The organism is Mucilaginibacter polytrichastri (assembly GCF_001911425.1).
GTDB classification, from domain to species: Bacteria; Bacteroidota; Bacteroidia; order Sphingobacteriales; family Sphingobacteriaceae; genus Mucilaginibacter; species Mucilaginibacter polytrichastri.
This window is the reverse complement of record NZ_MPPL01000001.1, coordinates 1,320,734-1,343,711: the sequence shown is the minus strand read 5'-3', so window position 1 is coordinate 1,343,711 and position 22,978 is coordinate 1,320,734. Positions and strand designations below refer to the sequence as shown.

The 22,978-nt window shown below is 44.1% G+C and carries 14 protein-coding genes; 8 read left to right on the top strand and 6 right to left on the bottom strand.

All coding sequences use genetic code 11. The features are described 5' to 3' along the window. Nucleotides 1-273: 273 nt before the first annotated feature. On the top strand, nucleotides 274-1,902 hold the full coding sequence (locus RG47T_RS05910; RefSeq protein WP_074488564.1) for an ABC-F family ATP-binding cassette domain-containing protein: 1,629 nt from the start codon (nucleotides 274-276) through the stop codon (nucleotides 1,900-1,902). Between the two features lie 329 nt (nucleotides 1,903-2,231). Here RG47T_RS05910 and RG47T_RS05905 read toward each other — a convergent pair whose 3' ends face one another. Both RG47T_RS05905 and RG47T_RS05900 read right to left on the bottom strand, forming a co-directional pair. Then, nucleotides 2,232-3,032, bottom strand: a complete 801-nt coding sequence (locus tag RG47T_RS05905) for a DUF4249 domain-containing protein (RefSeq protein ID WP_074488563.1) — start codon at nucleotides 3,030-3,032, stop codon at nucleotides 2,232-2,234. A 6-nt stretch (nucleotides 3,033-3,038) separates the two neighbouring features. Further along, nucleotides 3,039-5,366 (bottom strand): TonB-dependent receptor, encoded by a 2,328-nt coding sequence (locus RG47T_RS05900; protein ID WP_074488562.1) that lies wholly within the window; start codon nucleotides 5,364-5,366, stop codon nucleotides 3,039-3,041. A 217-nt stretch (nucleotides 5,367-5,583) separates the two neighbouring features. Between RG47T_RS05900 and RG47T_RS05895 the strand changes: the two genes are divergently transcribed. The 7 genes from RG47T_RS05895 to RG47T_RS05865 all read left to right on the top strand — a co-directional run bounded on the left by RG47T_RS05895 (nucleotide 5,584) and on the right by RG47T_RS05865 (nucleotide 15,524). Continuing rightward, entirely contained in the window at nucleotides 5,584-6,258 is a 675-nt protein-coding gene (locus tag RG47T_RS05895; RefSeq protein WP_074488561.1) for a response regulator transcription factor, read from the top strand. A gap of 7 nt (nucleotides 6,259-6,265) precedes the next feature. Then, nucleotides 6,266-7,621, top strand: a complete 1,356-nt coding sequence (locus RG47T_RS05890) for a sensor histidine kinase (RefSeq protein ID WP_074488560.1) — start codon at nucleotides 6,266-6,268, stop codon at nucleotides 7,619-7,621. A gap of 77 nt (nucleotides 7,622-7,698) precedes the next feature. Further along, the gene (locus RG47T_RS05885; protein ID WP_074488559.1) at nucleotides 7,699-8,979 is read left to right on the top strand and encodes a TolC family protein; all 1,281 of its coding nucleotides are present in this window, start codon (nucleotides 7,699-7,701) and stop codon (nucleotides 8,977-8,979) included. Between the two features lie 20 nt (nucleotides 8,980-8,999). Beyond that, nucleotides 9,000-10,100, top strand: coding sequence for an efflux RND transporter periplasmic adaptor subunit (locus RG47T_RS05880; protein WP_074488558.1), 1,101 nt, complete (start codon nucleotides 9,000-9,002; stop codon nucleotides 10,098-10,100). Between the two features lie 28 nt (nucleotides 10,101-10,128). Next, on the top strand, nucleotides 10,129-13,281 hold the full coding sequence (locus RG47T_RS05875) for an efflux RND transporter permease subunit (RefSeq protein WP_074488557.1): 3,153 nt from the start codon (nucleotides 10,129-10,131) through the stop codon (nucleotides 13,279-13,281). A 269-nt stretch (nucleotides 13,282-13,550) separates the two neighbouring features. Further along, nucleotides 13,551-14,396 carry a phosphatase PAP2 family protein gene (locus RG47T_RS05870; RefSeq protein ID WP_074488556.1) on the top strand — a complete coding sequence of 282 codons (846 nt, stop codon included), beginning with the start codon at nucleotides 13,551-13,553 and terminating at the stop codon, nucleotides 14,394-14,396. Between the two features lie 177 nt (nucleotides 14,397-14,573). Next, nucleotides 14,574-15,524 carry an AraC family transcriptional regulator gene (locus RG47T_RS05865; RefSeq protein ID WP_083627310.1) on the top strand — a complete coding sequence of 317 codons (951 nt, stop codon included), beginning with the start codon at nucleotides 14,574-14,576 and terminating at the stop codon, nucleotides 15,522-15,524. Here RG47T_RS05865 and RG47T_RS05860 read toward each other — a convergent pair. The 4 genes from RG47T_RS05860 to RG47T_RS05845 all read right to left on the bottom strand — a co-directional run. Continuing rightward, nucleotides 15,521-17,131 carry an amidohydrolase family protein gene (locus tag RG47T_RS05860; protein ID WP_074488554.1) on the bottom strand — a complete coding sequence of 537 codons (1,611 nt, stop codon included), beginning with the start codon at nucleotides 17,129-17,131 and terminating at the stop codon, nucleotides 15,521-15,523. The genes RG47T_RS05865 and RG47T_RS05860 overlap by 4 nt on opposite strands. A gap of 16 nt (nucleotides 17,132-17,147) precedes the next feature. After that, nucleotides 17,148-20,084 (bottom strand): tetratricopeptide repeat protein, encoded by a 2,937-nt coding sequence (locus tag RG47T_RS05855; RefSeq protein WP_074488553.1) that lies wholly within the window; start codon nucleotides 20,082-20,084, stop codon nucleotides 17,148-17,150. A 46-nt stretch (nucleotides 20,085-20,130) separates the two neighbouring features. After that, a complete protein-coding gene (locus RG47T_RS05850; RefSeq protein ID WP_083627309.1) occupies nucleotides 20,131-21,762 on the bottom strand; it encodes a S10 family peptidase in 1,632 nt (543 codons plus the stop codon). A 14-nt stretch (nucleotides 21,763-21,776) separates the two neighbouring features. Further along, nucleotides 21,777-22,978 (bottom strand): S10 family peptidase (locus tag RG47T_RS05845; protein WP_216351011.1); only part of this gene is annotated, 1,202 nt, incomplete at its 5' end.

Sequence of the window (22,978 nt, the reverse complement as noted above, 5' to 3'; positions counted from 1 at the left end):
ATCATGTTATATTTTTTAAATCGTTTTCAGAATAAGTTATGCAAACGTTATTCCAATATTTTATAACTGGTTAAGTATATAATACCTGTTACGGAGAGATTGTTTTTCATGTTTCCTTTAAAGCAACAATTTTCACAACCTGTAAGTGTATCCCCAAATAGCTAAGACCGCCTTTTTATTAATAAACTATTATAAAACGGCCCTATTAGCGGGTATTTTTATAAAATATTGTTAATTAACGTACCTTTGTACTAATTAAGTTTAAGGCGAAAAATGATCACGGTATCCAATTTATCTTTACGTTACGGTAAAAGAACTTTATTTGAAGAAGTTAATTTAAAATTTACTCAAGGCAACTGTTATGGCATAATTGGTGCAAATGGGGCAGGAAAATCCACATTCCTCAAAATACTATCGGGGGAAATTGACCCCACTTCGGGGTCTGTGAGTTTCTCACCCGGTGAGCGTATGGCTGTGTTAACACAAAATCACTATGCGTTTGATGAGTTCCCGGTTATTGAAACCGTACTTATTGGCCATAAGGAGCTGTACAGCATCATGAAAGAAAAGGATGCTATTTACCTGAAAGAAGATTTTACCGATGCCGACGGCGAACGTGCTGGCGAACTGGAAAACCTTTTTGCCGAAATGGATGGCTGGAACGCTGAAAGCAATGCCGCTACCCTGTTAAGTAACTTAGGCATCACCGAAGACCTGCACTATAAATTACTGAAAGAGCTTGACGGTAACCAGAAGGTACGTGTGCTATTAGCGCAGGCCTTATTTGGCAAACCGGATATCCTGTTACTGGATGAGCCTACCAACGATTTGGATATTAATACCATCAGTTGGTTAGAAGACTTTCTGGCGGGTTACGAAGCCATTGTACTGGTTGTATCGCACGACAGGCACTTCCTGGATACGGTTTGTACCCACGTTGTGGATATCGACTTTAGTAAAATGACCACATATACCGGTAACTACTCGTTCTGGTACCAATCTAGCCAGTTGGCTTTGAAACAACGATCAGATCAGAATAAGAAAACAGAAGATAAGGTTAAGGAGTTACAGGATTTCATCCGCCGCTTTAGCGCCAACGCTTCTAAATCTAAACAGGCAACCAGCCGTAAGAAAGCACTGGATAAGATTAACCTGGATGAGATCCAGCCATCCAACCGTAAATACCCGGCTATTATGTTTAACCAGATGACCCGCGAAGCAGGTGACCAGATTTTACAAATTGAAGGTTTAGGTAAAACTGCTAATGGCGAGGTATTGTTTGAGAATGTTAATTTAACCGTAAACAAGGGCGATAAAATTGCGGTACTGTCGCAAAACAGTTTAGCTACCACTGCCCTTTACAAAATATTATCAGGCGAGGATACCGATTTCCGCGGCAGCTTTAAATGGGGTGTTACTATTAATTTTGCAGAAATCCCAATCGATAACGCCGAGTTTTTTAAAGATAAAGATGTAAACCTGATCGACTGGCTGCGCGAATATTCACCAGGCGAAAAAGACGACCAGTTTATCCGCAGCTTTTTAGGCCGTATGCTATTTACCGGCGAAGAAGTGCTGAAGAAAAGCACCGTACTATCTGGTGGCGAAAAAATGCGTTGCATGTTTAGCCGCATGATGCTGCAACAAGGCAATATGCTGCTGTTTGACGAGCCAACCAACCACCTCGACCTGGAATCTATCACAGCCCTAAACAACGGCATGAAAGACTTTAAAGGCACCATGCTGTTTACCTCACGAGATCACGAGATCACCGAAACGGTAGCAACCCGCGTAATAGAACTAACCCCCGCCGGCAGCATCGACAAACTGATGACCTACGACGAATACATTAACAGCGACGTTGTTAGAAAACAACGCGAAGAGCTGTACGCGATGGCATAATAGCTATTTAGATATAAATGAGGAAGCCGCTCGGATGAGCGGCTTTTTTTGTGAATAACACACCTCCAAATATTACCACGTCATTGCGAGGAACGAAGCAATCTCAGACCGATTTGCAGAAACGTCAATACCGCAAAACCACTTACGCAGGCTTTTCATCAGAGGCACTCGAAGCACATGATGTAAGTCACTCCTGCATTTCATTAGGTAGCGAAGAATCCTCTGCAATTACAAACATCACCACCCGTCGTGCCGAACTTGTTTCGGCATCCCACAGGACGGTTATAATCATAGTTTATTGAGGAATATTTGCCTTTGTATTTATTAAATTATGGCTTCACCGTAATCGTCACAGTTTGCGTAGTATGCGCGCTAAAATAGCCCAACACTGTCGGTGTAATATTATTGGGTGGGTTAGATGGCGTAACACTGCCGCCGGGCCCGTTGAAGCCTTGCTGCATCAGAGTGAACCAGTAGGTGTAAACGGGTTTATCGATGCACTGCATTTCTACGGTAACCTTATCTCCGGGATAGATATCAATATCGTCCTGATTTAAGTCGTAGGATACATGGTTGCCGTCGGTAAATTCGTCGTCGTTGGCAAATACGCTTTTAACCTGTACGCCGTTCACATACATTACAAAGCGGTATTGATTGGCTATGCCTGCCTGGTCCTGGTAGTATACAGTGATTTTCTTTTTATTATTTTTGCTGTCAAAATCGTTCTTAGCCGATACTACAGAATCCAGGGCCACGAAGTTGGGCATTACAGAACTTGCTTTATAAGTTTTACTATTCGATACCACAGTCATGGTATAAGTATTCCCTGCCACACTTGTAAGCTGACTTGCGGTATAGGTACCTGCCGGTGCTTCTTTAAAGGTATAATTATTGCCATTTTGGTCGCTTACAGATACCTGCACACCTGTTACGGGCGGGTAGGTATTGGTACTACTAAAGGATACATTACTGCTCAGCTTAATTACCTGCGGGCCGGGCACATTGGTAATATTTCCCTCAATAACTAACTTGCCGTCTTCGTTGTCCAGCTTTAAATCTATTACCTTGTTGCAAGCTGTGATGCTTAGCAATACGATAAAAAATGCGATGTATGATATGATCGTTTTCATGTCGGCTTAAAATTTAAAGTTCCAGGTAACAGACGGAATTTGTACGGCAAAAATGCTGGTCTCCACAGCTTCGGTCGTATTCGGTACCGTTTTACTATCGCGGAAGGTAATGCTGTAAGGGTCGCGGTGGCCGTACACATTATAGATTCCGAATGTCCAGCTCGAATGATACCGTTTATGCTCCTTGCCTTCCAAGGTTGCGCCGATATCCAACCGGTTTGATGATGGCTGCCTGTAGCCATTACGTTCAGAATAAGAATACGTAGTTAAGCCGCCAATACTGTATTTCCCGGTAGGGTAGGTAACGGCATTCCCGGTGGCATAAATAAACGTACTCGAGAAAGTCCACCTTTTGTTAAACTTGTAGATTCCAACCACAGACACATCGTGCGTACGGTCTTGCCGGGCCGGGTAATAATTGCCGCTGTTAATGGCATCAAACTTACGTTCTGTCCGGGATAGCGTGTAGCCTACCCATCCGTTAAAGCGGCCGTATTTTTTCTTCAGAAACAACTCTATACCATAGGCTCTGCCACTGCCATAGGTAAGCTGCGACTCCACATCCTGGTTAACCAATAACTGTGCACCATCTTTGTAATCAATCTGGTTCTGCATCCATTTGTAGTACACCTCTGCCGAAAACTCATAAGTATTATCCTTAAAGTTTTTAAAAAAGCCAGTAGATACCTGATCGGCTATCTCGGGCCTGATGTTGTTGCTACTCATCACATACAGATCGGTAGGTGTGCTGCTGGTAGAGTTGCTGAGTAGGTGGATATTTTGTGTATTGCGGTTGTAAGAGGCTTTGATAGAATTTTCATCATTAATGGCATAACTGGCTGATAAACGGGGTTCGAGGTTAAAATACTTTTTAACAACCGAGCCCGACCCATAAGTGGTAGATGCGATGGTATTACCCGCTGCATCATAAGTACTAAATGTACCAGGGCCCAATAAAAACATGCCGCTTAACCTTACACCATACAGGATGGTTAATTTGTTATTGGCCCGCCATTCGTCGCTTATATAGGCGGCAGTTTCGTAGCCGTAACGCCGCTCCACATGTTTATCATTAAAGCTGGACACCCCGGTGGTTGATACATCGCCCGGGGCAATATTATGGTGTAATATGTTTATCCCAAATTTCAGCGTGTTATTACCCAGCGAATATTGCAGGTCTTCCTTGAGGTTCACATCTGTAATTTTAGAAGTGGCCTTAAAGCTGTCGTTGCTTTGAAAACTCTGGATCACATAGTTGTAGTTACTATACACCACAGAGGTATTGGAGAACAGCCTGTTGCTGAATAAATGGTTAAACCTTACCGTACCGGTGGAGTTACCCCAGTTGGTACCAAAAACATCTTTCAACCCCAAAACATCTTTACCAAAATAGCCGGATATATAAACGGCATTGTTATCATTAAAATGGTAATTGGCCTTGGCATTAATATCATAAAAATATAGCGAACTGCCTTTAATGCTCGAATCTGAAGAGGCATTCAGAAACAGATCCACATATGTCCGGCGTGCACTTATCATAAAAGAGCCTTTATCTTTTACAATCGGCCCTTCCACCTTAATGCGTGATGAGATGAGGCCAATACCACCCTGTACCGTATAGTCCTTGTTGTTTCCCTCGTTCATTTTAATATCCAGCACAGATGATAAGCGTCCGCCGTATTCGGCAGGCATGCCCCCTTTGTAAATGCTTACATCTTTAATGGCATCAGAGTTAAACGTAGAAAAGAAGCCCAGCAAGTGGGATGCGTTGTAAACGGTAGCCTCATCAAGCAGGATGAGGTTTTGATCCGAAGATCCGCCACGTACATAAAAACCGGTATTGCCCTCCCCTGCTGTTTTAACACCCGGCATTAAGGTGATGGTTTTCAGAATATCCCTTTCGCCCAATACCACCGGGATCTGGTTAATCTGCGACATGTTCAGTTTCTCCAACCCCATTTGCGGCGATGCCACATTATCATTATTGGGTTTATTAGCCCTGATAACCACTTCCTGCAAATCGCTTTTAGTAGCCAAACCTATATTAATAACCTGGCTTTTATGAAAAGATATTTTTTGAGATACTGTTTCATACCCAATATAGGTAAACAGCAAGGTGTACTCGCCCTCGGGGATGGTAAGTGAATAGTAACCGTAATTATTGGTAGCGGTACCTACAGCTGGTAGTTCTTTAATTTTAACCGTGGCACCGATCAGCGTTTCGCCGGTTGCAGCGTCTTTAAGCGTGCCATTAATGGTGAATTTCTTTTGTGCACTGCTGTTGAAGGCCGTAAATATTAGCAGGAATATGATAACAGGTAGGGATCTTATCATTCGCAAATTTTTAGCTAAAGTATTTCTATTATTTGTATGATAAGGTTATGATTATATTAAACCTGCCTCATAATCTACCAACGCTGTTTTGCAAAAACATAACTAGTTGTATATCAAAGCCATTGCCATTTAACTAATAGATGAAGTTCCTTAAAGCGGGGAAATAAGGTTAATCTTCATCAAACCTTTAGGCTATCTGCCTATCTTTGAAGCCATAATGGAAATTTTATTAATTGAAGACGAGCCCAAAGTATCTTCATTTATAGCAAAAGGGCTTCAGGAATATAACTATCAGGTTACTGTAGCAGGCGATAATGCTGCGGCCAAAACCCTGTTTAATGCGCAACGTTTTGATTTGATTATTATGGATGTAATGCTGCCCGATGGCAGCGGTATTGAACTGTGCAGGTATGTGAGGAAAACAAACCCGGATATCCCCATCCTGATGCTAACAGCCCTGGATAATATAGATAGCAAAGTAACCGGGCTGCAGGCCGGTGCCGATGATTACCTGGTAAAACCGTTCCATTTTAATGAGTTGCTTGCCCGCATCGAGGCGCTGTTAAGGCGTATTGTTAAAAAAGCTAACGAGCAAGTTTTAACCTTTGCCGATCTTAAATTAAACACCTGGGATAATACAGCCGAGCGAAGCAACATACAAATTATACTAACGGCCAAAGAGTATGCGTTGTTAAAACTGTTTATGCAAAACCCCAACAAAACCCTCTCCAGAGATTTTATAGCCGAACAGGTTTGGGGGATAGATTTTGACACCCACACCAATTTTATTGATGTATATGTTAACTACCTGCGCAATAAAATTGAAAAGGGTTTTAACAGCAAGCTCATCCATACCATTATTGGTATGGGCTATATTTTAAAAGAGAAATAAGCGGGTAATGAAAATAAAGAACAGGCTGGCGTTTAACTTCTCCCTTATAACAGCAGGCGTGCTGTCGTTCATCCTCATTATTATTTACCTGGCTTTTTATTCTTTATTTAAAAACGATTTCTATGGCCATTTAAACGACCGGGCTAAGGTTGCGGCACAACTTTACCTGGAAGCCGATGAGATCTCTACCGATTCGCTAAGCCATGTACGCGAGCACTACCTGGATAAATTACCTAATGAGTCTATTGGCATTTATGATGCCCGGAATCAATCATACATCGCACATAATCATCAAACCTGGCCTGCTAAAATTATTAATACGGTAAGGGCAAAAAAGCACCTCCAATTTACAGCGGGAAACAGGCAGGCAGTAGGGATTTATTATAACGACAACCAGGGTAACTTTGTGATCCTGGTTTCGGCATTTGATATTGAGAGCCATAACCGGCTGCGCGATATGGGCAAAATTATGCTGCTGGTGTTTTTCGTAATCAATGGCGGTATCTTTTTTATAGGCCGGTGGTTTGCCCAGCGGTCACTGGCCCCTATTGATAGTTTAATTTTACAAATGCAGCGCATTACCGTTAACAACCTGCACCTGCGTGTAATGGAAGGTAAGGGCAAGGACGAGATAACTGAGCTTGCCCGCAACTTTAACCGTTTACTGGAGCATCTGCAAAATGCGTTTGAGCTGCAACAGGCATTTGTAACCAATGCATCGCACGAATTACGCACCCCGGTAACCAGTATTGTAGGTGAGGTTGAAGTTGCCCTGAACCGCTTGCGTACACCCGATGAATACCAGCAAATACTTAACCTGGTGCTCAATGATTCTGAACGGCTGAACGATACGATCAGCAGTTTGATGGAACTGGCACAAACAGACATGGAATATACCAGGGCCAAACTTAGCCTGATAATGATTGATGAACTGATATGGGAACTCAGCGATTATTGGAACAAACAAAAAGGCAAGGGCAAACTAATAGTTGAGATACAGCAAATGCCCGACAATGCCGATGCACTGGCTGTAATGGCCAACAAATCATTACTTATTATTGCCTTCAACAACATTATTGGCAACGCCTTTAAGTTTTCTAATGACCTGCCGATAACCTGTAGTTTACATGCCGACGGGCAGGTAATAGCCGTAGCCGTAAAAGATAGTGGTATAGGCATCCCTGCCGATGAAATTGAAAAAGTATTTACCTCCTTTTACCGCAGCCCCAATGGCAGGCATATTCAAGGCAGTGGCATAGGCCTGTATGTAACCCAAAAAATCATCCAGCTTTTTAAAGGCACAATTCATATTGCCTCTGGCCCCGGCCCGGGTACTGTTTTTACGGTAAAATTCCACGTTTAATAATTCTAATGCCGTTCTAATCTCAATCTAATTCGGCTCCAATGCAGGCTGCATAGTTTTGTACAAACAAATAAACTATGCACTTAAAATTTGTTATCGTTCTTTTCCTAATTCAACTACGGTGTATAGCTGTCGGGTCTTGTGCATACGCACAAGACCTTCGCAGTGATACCCTAAAATTAGGAATAAAGGACGCTGAGAAAGCTTTTTTACAGAACAACCTTACCCTGCTGGCCCAGCATTATAATATAGATAATGCCAGCGCACAGGTAATAACAGCCAAATTATTTGCCAACCCCGATTTTAGTTTTTCTAATGGCGTATATGCCTCGCAGGTACCCCATGCCTATAACGAGCAAACCTATAGTATATCGCAGGTAATTTCAACCGCCGGCAAACGTAATAAGAATATCCAGCTGGCCCAACTGGGTGTAGAACAGGCTAAGTACCAGTTCTTCGACCTGTTACGTACGCTGAAATTTACACTCCGCAACGATTTTTACACCATCTACTTCCAGGAGCAGTCAGCCAAAGTTTATACCGAAGAAATCGCTTCATTATCCAAAACCCTGGTGGCTTTTAAAGAGCAGTATGCCAAAGGCAACATTGCCCAAAAGGAAGTGCTCCGCATCCAGTCACAATTATATGCACTGCAAAGCGAGTATAACGACCTGCTGCTGAACATAGATACAACACAAAGCGAATTTAAGCTACTGATCAAAACCATACCATCAACCTATATTACCCCGGTTATGCAGGTTGACAGCAGCCAGATGCAGACTGTTGAAAGTGTCCCCTACCAAAAGCTGCTTGATTCGGCTTATGTAAACCGCTACGATCTGCGGTATGCCAAATCGGCCATCACTTACAGCGATCTCAATTTAAAGCTCCAAAAAGCTACCGCCGTACCAGATTTTTCGCTTGCACTCAATTACGACAAGTTAGGCGCTTACGGCCAGAACTTTTTAGGCGCAGGCATTGAGTTTAATCTGCCCTTTTTTAATCGTAACCAGGGCGGCATTAAACAAGCCCGCATTGCTATAGACCAAAGTAAAACACAGTTTCAAAACCAGCAAAACCAGGTAGAAAGCGATGTGGCCACCAACTACACCGGCGCGCTGCGCTTGCAGCATTTATACAGCAGTTTCGACCCTGCCTTTAAGCAGGATTTTACGCACCTTATACAAGAAGTATTTAAAAATTACCAGAAAAGAAATATCAATCTTTTGGAGTTCCTTGATTTTTATGACTCCTACAAAACCAATATCCTGCAGTTTAACAACATTATGCTGCACAAATACACCTCGCTGGAGCAGCTTAATTACGTAACCGGCACCCCCTTTTTTAATCAGCAATAACATTCATTGTACCCAACTCCATGAATAAAATATTTTTTCAAAGCAGTTTTATCCTTATATCAGCCGGCTTGCTGCTTAACCTGGCCTCATGCGCATCGCACGATAACACAGAAGATACGAGAGTGCCTTATGTTGTGCCCGACTCGTTGATGAAAGTACTGGCGGTGGATACCGTAAAGAAATCAAACCTAACCTTTGCGGTAAATTTTAATGGCGTGGTTGATTTTAATACCGATAAGGTAGTGAGTGTATATCCACTGGTAAGCGGTAACGTGCAAAATGTTAACGTGATGCCCGGCGATTATGTAAAACAAGGGCAGGCACTTGGCCTTGTAAAAAGCGCCGAGGTGGCCAATTACAATTCATCATTAATTAATGCCGAAACCAATGTGCGCTTAACAGCCCGGCAATTAGAGCAGCAGAAAGATCTGTTTAAAAGCGGCCTGGCCTCACAGGTTGATATTACCAATGCACAGGTTGCTTACGAGCAGGCCATAGCTTCAAAAACTGCCGCAGAGAAAATCCTGAATATTAATGGCGATAATAAGAATGGCGAATACCTGATTAAAGCCCCAATAGAAGGTTTTGTGGTACAAAAAAATGTGACCAATGGCATGGCCATCCGTACAGACAATAATGCGCCGCTGTTTACCATATCCAACCTCAGCAATGTTTGGGTTGAGGCCAATGTTTACCAGGAAAATATAGGCAAAGTACACGAGGGCGACGAGGCAGATGTAACCACAATATCATACCCCGACAAGGTATTTAAAGGCAAGGTAAACAAGCTCATGAACGTGCTTGACCCTAATAGCAAGGTGATGAAAATGCGCGTTATTTTAGATAACCCTGGCTATTTATTAAAACCGCAGATGTTTGCCACCGTAACCGTTAATAACACACAAAACGAGCAAGCTATTGCTATTGCCAGCAGCGCCCTGGTGTTTGATAATAGCCAGTACTATGTAATTGTGGTAACGGGCAAAAAGAATGTGCAGATAAGGCAGGTAGATGTTATTAGCATCAACGGTAAAACCGCTTACATTAAAACCGGCGTAGCACCGGGCGAAAGGCTTATTGCTTCGCAAACGCTGCTTATCTACGGTTCATTAAACAGCTAATTATCCACACTTACATTTTTTTCAGACAATGAATAAGTTGCTTAAAGGGATTATTGGCTTTTCCTTAAAAAATAAAATCCTCATCATATTACTGGCCTGCGCCCTGGTTATCGGCGGTATATTTACGTTTATCGAAATGCCCATAGAGGCTTTTCCGGATGTAACCAATACCGAGATTGATATTATTACCCAATGGCCCGGCCAAAGTGCAGAAGAGGTAGAGAAACTGGTAACCATCCCGGTAGAAATTGCATTAAACTCGGTTCAAAAAAAGGCCAGCTTGCGTTCTACCACAATCTTCGGCCTTAGTTATGTAAAGGTACTTTTTGATGATGGCGTAAAAGACCCCGAAGCCCGCCAGCAGGTAATGAACCTGCTTAACAATGCAACGCTGCCCAACGGCATTACACCCTCCGTACAGCCGCCTACCGGCCCAACCGGTGAGATTTTCAGGTATACGCTTAAAAGCTCTGTTCGTGATGTACGGGAGCTTAAAACGATACAGGATTGGGTGATAGACCGCCGCTTGCGTGCCATCCCCGGTATTGGCGATATCAACAGTTTTGGCGGTAAAACCAAGACCTACGAAATTACAGTAGACCCTGAAAAACTGGCCAACCTTAATATTACACCGCTAGATGTTTTTACCGCCGTACAAAAAACCAACATTAACGTTGGCGGCGATATGATTATCCAAAACAACCAGGCCTTTGCTGTACGCGGATTGGGTTTACTGAACGATATTAACGAGATCCGCAACATTATTGTAAGCAACAATAATGGCGTACCTGTTTTGGTAAAGGATGTAGCCAATGTAGAAATATCAAACCTACCACGCCTGGGCTGGGTGGGCCGCAGCGATGCCATTATTGATAAAAACGGTAAACGCACAGTTACCGATGACCCCGACGCTGTAGAGGCTATTGTGGTAATGCGTAAAGGCGAAAACCCGACCGAAGTTGTAAGTGCCTTAAAAAAGGAAATAAACAAACTGAACAACGATGTATTACCTGCAGACACCAAGATAATCCCATACTATGATCGTACCAACCTGGTAGATTACGCCACACATACGGTACTGCACAACCTCATAGAGGGCATTTTGCTGGTTACCATATTGGTATCCATATTTATGTTTAACTGGCGTACAACGCTTATTGTATCCATTATTATCCCAATGGCATTGCTGTTTGCCTTTATCTGCTTACATATGATGGGCATGTCGGCCAACCTGCTTTCGCTAGGCGCGGTTGATTTTGGGATCATTATAGATGGCGCGGTGGTAATGGTAGAGGGCATGTTTGTAATTCTGGATCATAAGGCTATTGAACTGGGGATGGACCGGTTTAATAAAATAGCCAAAATGAAGATGATCAAAAATAACGGTGCCACGCTGGGTAAGGCCATCTTCTTCGCCAAGCTGATTATTATTACCGGCCTGCTGCCCATTTTTGCCTTTCAAAAGGTAGAAGGCAAACTATTTTCGCCTTTGGCATATACCCTGGGCTTTGCTTTGCTGGGCGCGCTGATTACTACCCTTACACTGGTGCCGGTACTAATTAACTTGCTGCTGAGTAAAAATGTACACGAAAAACACAATCCATTTGTGCACCACCTTACCGCCTTTATGCTTAACGGCTTTACCCGTGCGTTTAAACATAAAGAACTGGTGGTTACCCTCTCATTGGTGGCTATGTGCCTGGGTTTGTTCTCCTTTAAGTTTTTAGGAAGTGAGTTTTTGCCCGAACTAAATGAAGGTTCTATTTGGCTGCGGGTGCAGTTGCCGTATAGCGTATCGCTTGATCAATCTGTACAAACCTCCAAACAGGTGCGTAAAATCCTGATGACTTTTCCGCAGGTAAAATATGCGGTATCGCAAACCGGGCGGCCGGATAATGGCACCGATGTGGCCGGGTTTTACAATAACGAGTTTGATATTTTAATGTATCCCGAAGACGACTGGAAACCCAAAGTATCTAAAGAAGAATTGATTGTCCAGATGCATAAAGCGCTGGCCAAACTGCCCGGCACCGATCTTAACTTTTCGCAGCCTATTAGTGATAACGTAGAAGAGGCCGTTTCGGGCGTAAAAGGTTCCATTGTGGTTAAGGTTTATGGCGATTCACTCAATTATATGGAAAGCAAGGTAAACGATGTTTACCATGTGCTTAAAGATATTAAAGGGATTGATGACCTCGGCGTACTCAAAAGCATCGGTTTGCCCGAACTGGATATCCAGCTCGATCAGCAAAAAATGGCGCAATACGGCGTTGCCACTGCCGATGCCAACTCGGTAATATCGATGGCTATTGGTGGCACGGCTGCCTCTACGTTATATGAAGGTGTAAAAACATTCGATATCCGCATCCGTTTCCCCGAAGCATTCAGGCGTACCCCTGCAGATATTGGCAACCTGCTGGTACCCACAGAAACCGGCACTAAGGTGGCTATTAAAGAAATTGCTTCCATCACTCAAAAAACTGGTCCGTGCTTAATTTTCAGAGATGAGAATGAGCGGTATGCCACCCTCAAGTTTTCGGTACGCGGCCGCGATATGGGCAGTACAATTGCCGAAGCACAACAGAAAGTAAACGCAGTTGTAAAATTAAAAAGAGGCTACCATATGGCCTGGCAAGGCGATTTTGAGAACCAGAAACGTGCTGAGAAAAGGCTAACCCAGGTAGTGCCTATCAGTTTGGCATTAATTTTCGGGCTATTGTTTATCATGTTCGGTAATGTAAAAGATGCCGCGCTTATATTCCTCAATGTACCTTTTGCTATTGTAGGCGGTATTTTGGCCCTGCATGTAACAGGCACCAATTTCAGCATCTCGGCAGGGATAGGCTTTATTGCATTGTTTGGCATCTGTATACAGGATGGCGTATTGCTGATAACTGTATTTAAACAAAACCTCGATAACTTAAAGGGCGATGGCGCAAATCTGTATTCGGCTATCAAACTGGGTGTTAACTCCCGCATTCGCCCGGTTATGATGACGGCCTTAATGGCTGCTATCGGTTTATTCCCGGCGGCATTATCGCATGGTATTGGGTCAGAAAGTTCGAGGCCATTGGCCAGGGTAGTAATTGGCGGCATCCTTTGCGCCATGATGTTTAGCCTATGGGTATTCCCACTTATTTTTGGATGGGCTTACCGTAAATCAGATATCGCTCAAAAATAATATTAAATATATTCAAAATAATACTGCTCAGTAAAAGAGGGTAATAGAAAATCCGTTCAGCACTATGCTGAACGGATTTTTTTGTTTTCTGCATTACACACAGCAGTGCTGTAAAAGTCCCGATAAGGTCACCAGCCTATATATTTTCCACACCAAAGCTGTACCTGTCAAATTATTCTCCCAAATCTCTACAGAATCATAGCCGATATAGCACTTAAACATCGCCCGCTTATTTAAAAAGCGGCAGTACTATTTAATATTATCGTTTAATGAAGACTCTTATTTTTTTATTCTTAAGCCTGCTTGTACTAAATGTGCATGCACAAACAGCAGATACAACCAAAAAAAGAAACATTGCAGATACACTTAAGAAAGATCTATTTACTGCCCCGGATACCGTGCGGCACCTGCACACTAAAACACTGGCGCTGATACCACCGGCTGTTATGGTTGGATATGGCATCACTTCGTTTTATGCAAAGCCATTAAGGCAGTTAGACCATTCCATTTATAATCAAGCCAGTAAACATGATTTCATACCCAGCAGCCATACAGAAAACTTTTTTCAATATGCGCCGGTAGTACTGGTTTACGGTTTAAACCTGGTTGGTGTACACGGTAAAAATACCTTTGTTGACCGTACCTTGATTTATGTATTGTCGCAGGGCATGCTTGAATTAACCGTGTTCTCTTTAAAGCATGCTACGCATCGTTTACGCCCTAATGGAAGCGACCGGTATTCATTCCCTTCCGGGCATACCGCCAATGCATTTGCAGGGGCCGAATTTATGTCGCAGGAGTTGAGCGGAAATTCTGTTGCTTATGGTATTGTTGGATACGCATTTGCTACCACAACGGGGGTTTTCCGTATCTATCACCAGGATCATTGGTTTAGCGATGTAATAGCCGGAGCAGGTTTTGGCATCCTGTCTACAAAGGGAGCCTATCTGCTGTATCCTTATATCAGAAACGCATTTTCGAAAGAGCACAAGGACAAAGAAAAAAACAAAGACATACCTGTTGAATTAAGGCAGAATAAGCAGTCGAAAAGTAAAATTCTTTTGCCTTCTTACCAGAACGGGGCACTTGGACTGCAGTTTGCCATGGAATTATAGCTTACTCCTGTTAGCTATATGATAATTGTGTGTTAAATATAATAGTATGACAGGCTTAAAAATGACACTGTAAACGCAACTATTCTTTATATTATTTTTATGTAACCAAACTAATACACTCATAGCTTGCTATCAGCTTCTTATTCTTTTAAATTTAGGAACCTAAAATGTTAAACTATGATGAAAGTTTTACAATTTACCGTCCCTATTATTTACAAAGATTCTGTGGTGGTTGAAGAAGATATTCTTCCAAACTTTTACAATCAGCTACACCGCCACAAGGAAACCCAGCTTACCCTTATTATTAAGGGCGAAGGCACGTTAATGCTTGGCAATTATTCCCAGCCGTTTAAGGCCGGGGATGTTTTTATTTTGGGGGCCAACCACCCGCACATTTTCAAGTCAGACTCGTCGCACTTTGTGAATGCAATTAATGGCAACGCACATTCCATCCATATTTTTTTTGACCAGGAACGAATCTTCAAAAACAGCATTGAGCATTTGCCAGAATTTGAGGGCATTAAAAACCTGCTGGGCAACATTGACCAAGGTTTACAGCTTCCATCCATTAATGCAGATTATGTTGGCGAAGCCATTATAGGCCTCAATAAAAAATCTGGACTGGAGCGTTTGCTGTCCTTTATAGAACTACTGCATTACTTCTCTAACCAGGTTAAAGACTGGAAGTCACTCTCCACCGGTTTCTCTAGCGTTGAACTTACCGACCATGAAGGCTTGCGCATGAACGATATTTATAAGTATACCATGGAGCACTATGCCGAAGCCATTTCGCTGGATAAAATTGCTGCCGTGGCCCATATTACCCCGCATGCATTTTGCAAATACTTTAAAAAATACAGCCGCAAAACCTACAATACCTTTTTAAACGAGATCAGGATTAACGAAGCCTGTAAAAAGATCATTAAAGGCGAGTACGATGGCATATCAAATATTGCCTATTCTACCGGCTTTAACAGTGCCATCAATTTTAACCGGGTATTTAAAAAGAATGTAGGCATGTCGCCAAGCGATTACATCCGTAATAATAAATTTAAAGCAGTGTATACCAGGCTTGCTTTATTGCTGGTGCCACTGCTTAATATTTTAGCTTTTGTTGATTTTGACTAACGGCCGCTTTTAGGCATCCCAGGCTGTGTTAACACAAAGCCAGTTCTAGCTTTTTCGGCATCTACCATTTTCTTTACATCGGCCAATAGCTTTTTGGCATCGTATACTATCCCGTCTTTAACGGTATAAACAACACCGCCTGCACGGTAAACTTCGTTATTATCTCCGAGCCTGATAGCACCTGTGCCGTAAAGCACCTGGAGGTTTTTTAATGGATTCTCTTTCACAATTACAAAATCGGCCAGTTTACCAACCTCCACACTACCCAAATCTTTATCCATACCCAAAGCCTCTGCCCCATTTAAGGTTGCCGCACGGATCACTTCCAGCGGAGAGAACCCGGCTTCGCGCAGCAATTCCAATTCGCGGATGTAGGCGAAGCCATACAGCTCATAAATAAACCCGGCATCGGTACCAACTGTTACCCGGCCTCCACGGTTTTTGTATTCGTTAATAAATGTCATCCATAAACGGTAGTTTTCTTTCCACTCCAATTCCTCCTCGGTACCCCAGCTATGCCAGTACGAGCCGTGCGAATTCCAGCTTGGCGCATAGAAATTCCATAGAGCGGGCATGGTATATTCTGCATGCCACTCGGCAGTGCGGGCCCGCATCAGGTCGCGGTTGGCATCATAGATCTCGAAGGTTGGGTCGAGGGTAAAGTTTAATGATATTAGCTCGTTCATCACCTTGTTCCATTTTTCAGAGAACGGTGGCGCAGCCTGTTTCCACAGCAAACCGGCCTCACCAAAGCGGTCCTGCTCGTTCTGGTAATTATAATCCGGCGAATAATTCTGGATGGTGCGGTCGGTAAACATCGCTTCGGGCAAACCATACCAATGTTCTAAAGAAGTCATCCCGGCACGGGCGCTGTTCAAAGCATTCCACCGGCCCACATCGGTTTGCGAGTGATGGGCGCATGAGCGCAGCCCGAGTTTCTTGTTCTCAGCTAATGCCGCCGCCATAATTTCGGGCGCAGCGCCAAAAAACTTAATACCATCGGCACCTCGTTTGGCATTATCATCCACCCATTTTACAGCCTCGGCGGGGGTCGAGATTGGCGTTTTACTACCTTGCCCAAATACACAGTAAGCCTTAATGCGCGGTGCGGTAATTAAATTCTGACTACTTTTTTGCTTCTCTTCCAGCACCCAGTCAAGGCCGTTTAAGCACCCTGGTTCGCGTACGGTGGTTACGCCGTGGGCCATCCATAGTTTAAAAACATATTCGGCATTAGACCCTTTGCCTTCGCCACCGATGTGGCCATGCATATCTATAAAACCCGGCATCAGGTACATACCGTTGGCATCTACTTCTTTACCGCCCGGTTTTAGCTCCGGCCTGCGCTCGGGCTTAATAGGCTGACCCGGCGAGCCTACATTGCGGATAGCTGTTATTCGGTTACCATCTACCACAATATCAACCGGCCCCATAGGCGGCGAGCCGGTACTGTTGATTAACGTAACGCCGCGGATAATTAATTGCGGATACGGGCCATCACCTTCTTTAACCTCAGGGGCTTTTTTGGGTTGGGCTATGAGTACCATGGGCATTAAAGCGATAAGTACTATTACCTTGATTGCCTTTATAGTCTTCGTTTTTATCATCAAACTAAATGTTTAACTATTCCATATTTAAACTGGTACCCGGCTGTATTTTCAAAACTTTTAAATTGCTTTTCAATGCTTCGCTTTTAGCCGTTTGTCCGTTTTTGTTGTAATAACTAATAAGCCATGGGTAAACCTTAAAAAAGTAGGGATCGTACTTAATAGCTGTTTCATAACTTACCGCAGCCAGCTCCGGCTGTGTAGCTTCTTGAATTTTGCCCTGTGTGTAATTGAACTCGCTTAGGTAGGCATTATCATCGCCAACAGGGAAGGTTTTCAACAAAGCGGCAGCCTCAGTAGCTTTACCGGTAGCTGCAAGCAAACGCACGTAACGTAAGCCATCCTCATTGCTGGCCGTGTTTCTGTCCCTGCCGCCCTGCCCTTGTTGCGCTGATACCGGGCTTGATGACGGCTGATATTTAACCACCGAATCTTTTTTACCCAGGTAATTATAAAACTCGGCAATCTGTAAATCAAACCCCGGGCGACCGTTGCCACTGGCTTTTAAAATGCGTTGTGCCTGCTGTAGGGTAGCAATAGCTTTATCATACTGCTTGTTGGCTGCTAAAGCATTGGCATACATGGTTCGGTATTCAAAATTCTGCGGTTTCTGCTCTACCAAATGCTGCAGCACGGCAACAGGTTCGGGGTAACCCAGTTCTGATTTCAGGGAAGCTACATAAGCAGCCGCATCATCCCGGCGATCGCGCAGGTAGGTTGATACCGTTGCACCATTTTTAGAGTAATCTTCGGCGGTGGCAATAGCATCTGCAATTTGCCCGTTTTTACGGTAAGTTTCGCGCAGCTGAATGTTGTTGGCGGCCAGTTCCTGGTAATCATCTTCCAGCTTGTTTGCTTTGTTCAGATAATCTGCCTGCTGTTTAACTGCCGTTGGCTGGTCTATCAGTTTTGCAGTATACTGCGCCTTTACCAGGTCGGCATGCGCTACGTAGATTGGCGCATATTTTGCGTTTACTGCTTCGGCCTTTTGCAGCCATTCTACCGCAGCGGCAAAATCCTTTTGTTCTGATTTAAGCTGCGAATAAGCCAGGTAAACCGGCAGATATTTACTGTCGTAAGTTAAAGCCGTATCCAAATAAGCAGCCATTTTAGCCGGGCCACTTCTTCGGGCGCGGTTACTTAGGGTAAGATACACTTCTGCCCAGTTGCTGGCCATGGCACTTTTATCGCCGGCTAAATAAGCGCGCTGCCGTTTAACCAGCTTATCAATAAACTCATACATGCTGGGGTCTTTCGCTATCAGATCGGCCCGGGTATTCATCGATTTAAAATCGAGCGGGTGAACTTTTACAGGCTCAAAATAGGCCGGGTAAGTTTGCGCCAGGTACTCCGATTCGTTGTTCTGTGAATAATAATCGAGCGTACGATGCTCGGCCATCGCTTTGTAGTAATGCGCCCTCACCTGGCGGCTTTCGTCGTCGGTAAACACGCTGCCATGGTACAGGTGGGTGTATTCGTGCAGTATTACGTTACGCTCTTCATAAGCGCCTCGCTCTACATATTCAATATCAGCCGCACCGCTGCCTACCCCACGAATATCCATCCACTGGCGGTTATCAAACGTGGTCATGTAACGAAAACTTGGCTGGCGCATGGTAATAGCCAGATCGATGTGCAAGGGCGACACCCGGAATACGTTGCCCATTTTAGACAAAAACGGAAAATAAACGGTAGCTGCATACAATTGGTTATATGCCATTGCCTTGCCCATGCCACCCGGATAATAAGCCACGTCCGGGAATACCTTTTCGAAATTCTTTTGATCTGTGATCTTTAAGGTTTTCAGCACATGGGTAATCGAGTCATAAATAGACAGGTATGGAATCCGTTCAGATTTGATCACTGCTGCCAGGCCATTGTGCGCCGGCCCGTAATGTTTTTTGCGAAGCAGGATCTGACGGAAAATATGCTCTGCCGAATCCAGTCGTAACTTTCTGTCCATGTCAAAGGCGCTATAATAAAGCGACCCGCGATGCATTAACGGCAATACCGAATTTGGATACTTCTTCTGGATTACCCGTGTAAAGGCAATGGCCTCGTTAATTTTATTAGCGCTGAATAATGAGTCGGCAGGCGCTAAGGCCTTTCTTACTTCTTCATCATTCCTCTCCGCATAATCTGCATAGGTTAAATTGGTATGCCCATTGCCCCAGTGCCAGTTGGTAGAAAAATGCAGCGGGTTAACTGCCAGTGCAATTTCCCACTGGGCAGCCATGGCATTTAACTGTGTGGCATCAACCCGGCGCCAAATGGCGTAACCATAGCTAAAGCGGGCATCGGCATTATAAGGGTCAATAGCTAATGATTTTTTTAACGGTGCCTCTGCCTGGTCGGGATGCTGGTCCCAGAAATAAACATCGGCCTCCAGTAAATACGCGCCGGCATTGTTAGGGTTTTTAGCCTCCGCTTTTTTGGCGATGGCCAAAGCCTGTGGGTATTTTTTTTGCAGCAATAAAGCGCGTCCCATTACCAGTTCGGTTTCTTCCTGGTTGGGGTTTTTAGCTAACGATTTCTTAGCCGTTGCAATGGCCTGCGGTAATAGCCAGGCCTGTATTTGCAAGTAGGCTTTTAAACGTATTGCTTTTTCATTGGCGGGTTGTTTTAATAAAACGCCGTTTACCAATAGTTCTGCCGCTTTAAACTCATTGTGCAGGATAAGATAATCGGCTTTCAGCAATTTATAATCGGCTGATGTTGGGCTGCCTGCATTAATGAGTTGGATGGCTTTATCCCATAAACCCAGCTTTAACATTTTATCAATTAAAGCTACTTGTGCTGAGCCTGTTAATGTTGATTTTTGCAGCAATTCGGCTTGTGTAATTTTCAGCGTTTTTAAAGCCAGCGAAGCGCTGTCAGGGTCAATAGTTTGAGCCCTGACAGCACTTGCAGCTATTGTTAAAGTAAGGGTAGAATAGATAATCAATCGTTTCATGATGTGATTTTATTTGTATAGATAGTTGATGCGTTTAAGATACCAACTATTTCGAAATACCGTGGTTAACTTCATTCATTACCATATCGTACATGGCATCAGCATCTGTTTTCATTTTAATCAGTGATGGCTTATGCCCGTATACCATGTGGCCCGATTCGTAATAGGTAAAGTTTACATGCTTGCGCTGCTCGGGGCGCATGCCCATGTGTGAGAATGTATACTCGGCAGCGAAGTATGGCGTTGCCAGATCATAATAACCGCAGGCTACCCAAACATGTAAATAAGGGTTAATAGCCATCGCCTGGCGTAATGATTCGGCTACATTAAGGTATTTATTTTGCACGTTGTTATAGTTCCACGGGTTTACGCGGCCACCTAAAATCTCGTAAGGTAAATCGTTTTTAAATTTTAGTTCGGCGCGGGCATAATGATTAATAGCTGCACTGTACGGGCCTGATATGGTACCATCATTAGCCGGATCAAACTCTGGGCCGGTACCGGCATCGTTATAATCGCGGCCGGTGTAACGGCTATCCAAACGGCCAACAGTTAAGCCCTCGCTCCTTCTCAGTTCTTTATCAAACTTCTGGATCTCTACACGCAGGTTGGTTTGGCGGATGTATTCTTTGGATAAACCTGTAAAATGGCTCAGCTTATCAACCAGACTGCTGTAATCGGCCGGGCTTAACTCCGAACCTTTCATCAGTGCCGTATTATATTCGCCCAGGGCAAAGACTTCTACCTGTGCTAATACCTTTTTCAAAGGCAATTGCTGCAGATCTGGCGATAGCTTTTTGTGGTACCAAGCCGTAGCGGTGTACGTCGGGAGAAACAACGGATAAGGATAATCATTTCCCACATCAAAGCGGGCGGTCTGCATATTCAGGATGGAGCTAATGAGAATAACGCCATTCAGGTAAAACTTATAGGTGCTTTGCAAATATTCAGACAGCCCTGCTGCGCGGGTAGTACCATAGCTTTCGCCGCATAAAAACTTAGGCGATTGCCACCTGTCGTACTTAGTGGCATATAAGCGGATGGCATCACCAACGCTCTTCAAATCCTCTTCGTAACCATGAAACTGTTTATCACTTTCGTTGGTAACGGCACGACTGTAACCAGTAGTAACCGGGTCGATGAAAACGATATCTGTTTTATCCAGCCAGGAATAATCGTTGTTGATGTATTTATAGGGTGGCGGTTGCACCATGCCTTCGTCTGACATTAGAACCCGTTTTGGCCCCAGCAACCCCATATGCAGCCATACCGATGACGAACCCGGCCCACCGTTGAAGGTATAGGTCATGGGGCGTTTAGTAAGGTCGGTTACACCATCTTTGGTGTAAGCCACAAAAAACACATTTGCCTTTGGTTTACCATCTTCTGTTACCAGTTGCAGGTAGCCTGCCGTGGCGGTATAGTTGATTACCTTGCCCATAATTACGGCGGTATGTTTGGTTACCACCGGTTTAGGGATATTGGGCGAATTAGAAATAATATACCCGGTTGGGTCTAAGGGTAATGGTTTAATTTCTGCCTTGGGCGCTGCACCCGGTGCTCCGGCTGCCGCAGGCGGTTCGGCAGGTGCGCCGCCCCGGTTGCCGCGTTGTGCAAAACTGGTTGCAGTACAGCCGGCAATTAAAAACAGGATACTAAGTTGTTTAGCGTATTTCATAATGTTGTCGGCTATTAGTTATTAGGTAAAGCACTTGGGTAAAACTCGTCGGCATCTTTTTTCATCTGCATCAGCGATGGCATGTTGATGTAGATCATGTGGCCCGATTCGTAATATGTGAACTTGATATTGGCCTGTTGTTCGGGGCGTAAACCCATGTGCCGCAATACATATAGCGAAGCAAAATACGGGCAGGCAAAATCATAATAACCGCCCAGCACCCATATTTTGAGATACGGGTTTTGTGCCATAGCCTGGCGCATGTATTCGGCAACGTTAAGGTATTTATTTTGCACGTTGCTGTAGTTCCAGCGGCCAACACCGCCACCCAAGGTATAGTAAACGAGGTTATTATTATAGTTTAGTTCTTTACCAAAATAGCTCATTACCCCGGCAGTGTACGGGCCCGATATGGTACCGGTATTGCTCGGGTCAAAATCTGTAGATGAACCGGTATCATCATAATCACGCCCTGTAAAGCGCGAATCCAGGCGGCCAACTGTTAAGCCTTCGCTGCGCAAAAGTTCTTTATTAAAATAAGGCAGGTCGATACGCAGGTTGGCCTGGCGTACAAATTTCTCGGATAGGCCTGTATAACGGCTCAACTTAGTGACCATGGCATTAAATTCGGCAGGCGCTAGCTTATCGCCTTTCATCAATGCCGGGGTATATTCATTCAGGGCGAAGCTTTCGGCCTCGGCAATTAGGGTCTTAATGTCTTTAGCCTGAAGATCGGGCGCCAGCTTTTTGTAATACCATGCGGTTGCAGCATAGCTGGGTACATATAACGAGTACGGCAGATCATTACCGATACCGAATAAAATGGTCTGGAAATTCAATACGGCTGAGATTAGGATTACGCCGTTGGTGTACATTTTAAAGGCGCTTTGCAGATAGTTTGATAAACCAGCCGCACGGGTAGTACCATAACTTTCGCCCGCTAAGAACTTGGGCGAACCCCAGCGTTTGTTTTCTACCGTCCATAAACGGATGAACTCTCCTACCGATTGGATATCTTCATTATACCCCTGGAACTCACTTTTATCAACACCATTAATGGCGCGGCTAAAGCCGGTACCCACGGGATCAATAAATACCAAGTCGGAATTATCTAACCAGGAGTATTCGTTGTTGGTATAAGAATACGGCGGCTGCAGCACACCGCCTTTATCAGACATTACAATCCGTTTAGGGCCTATTACCCCCATATGCAGCC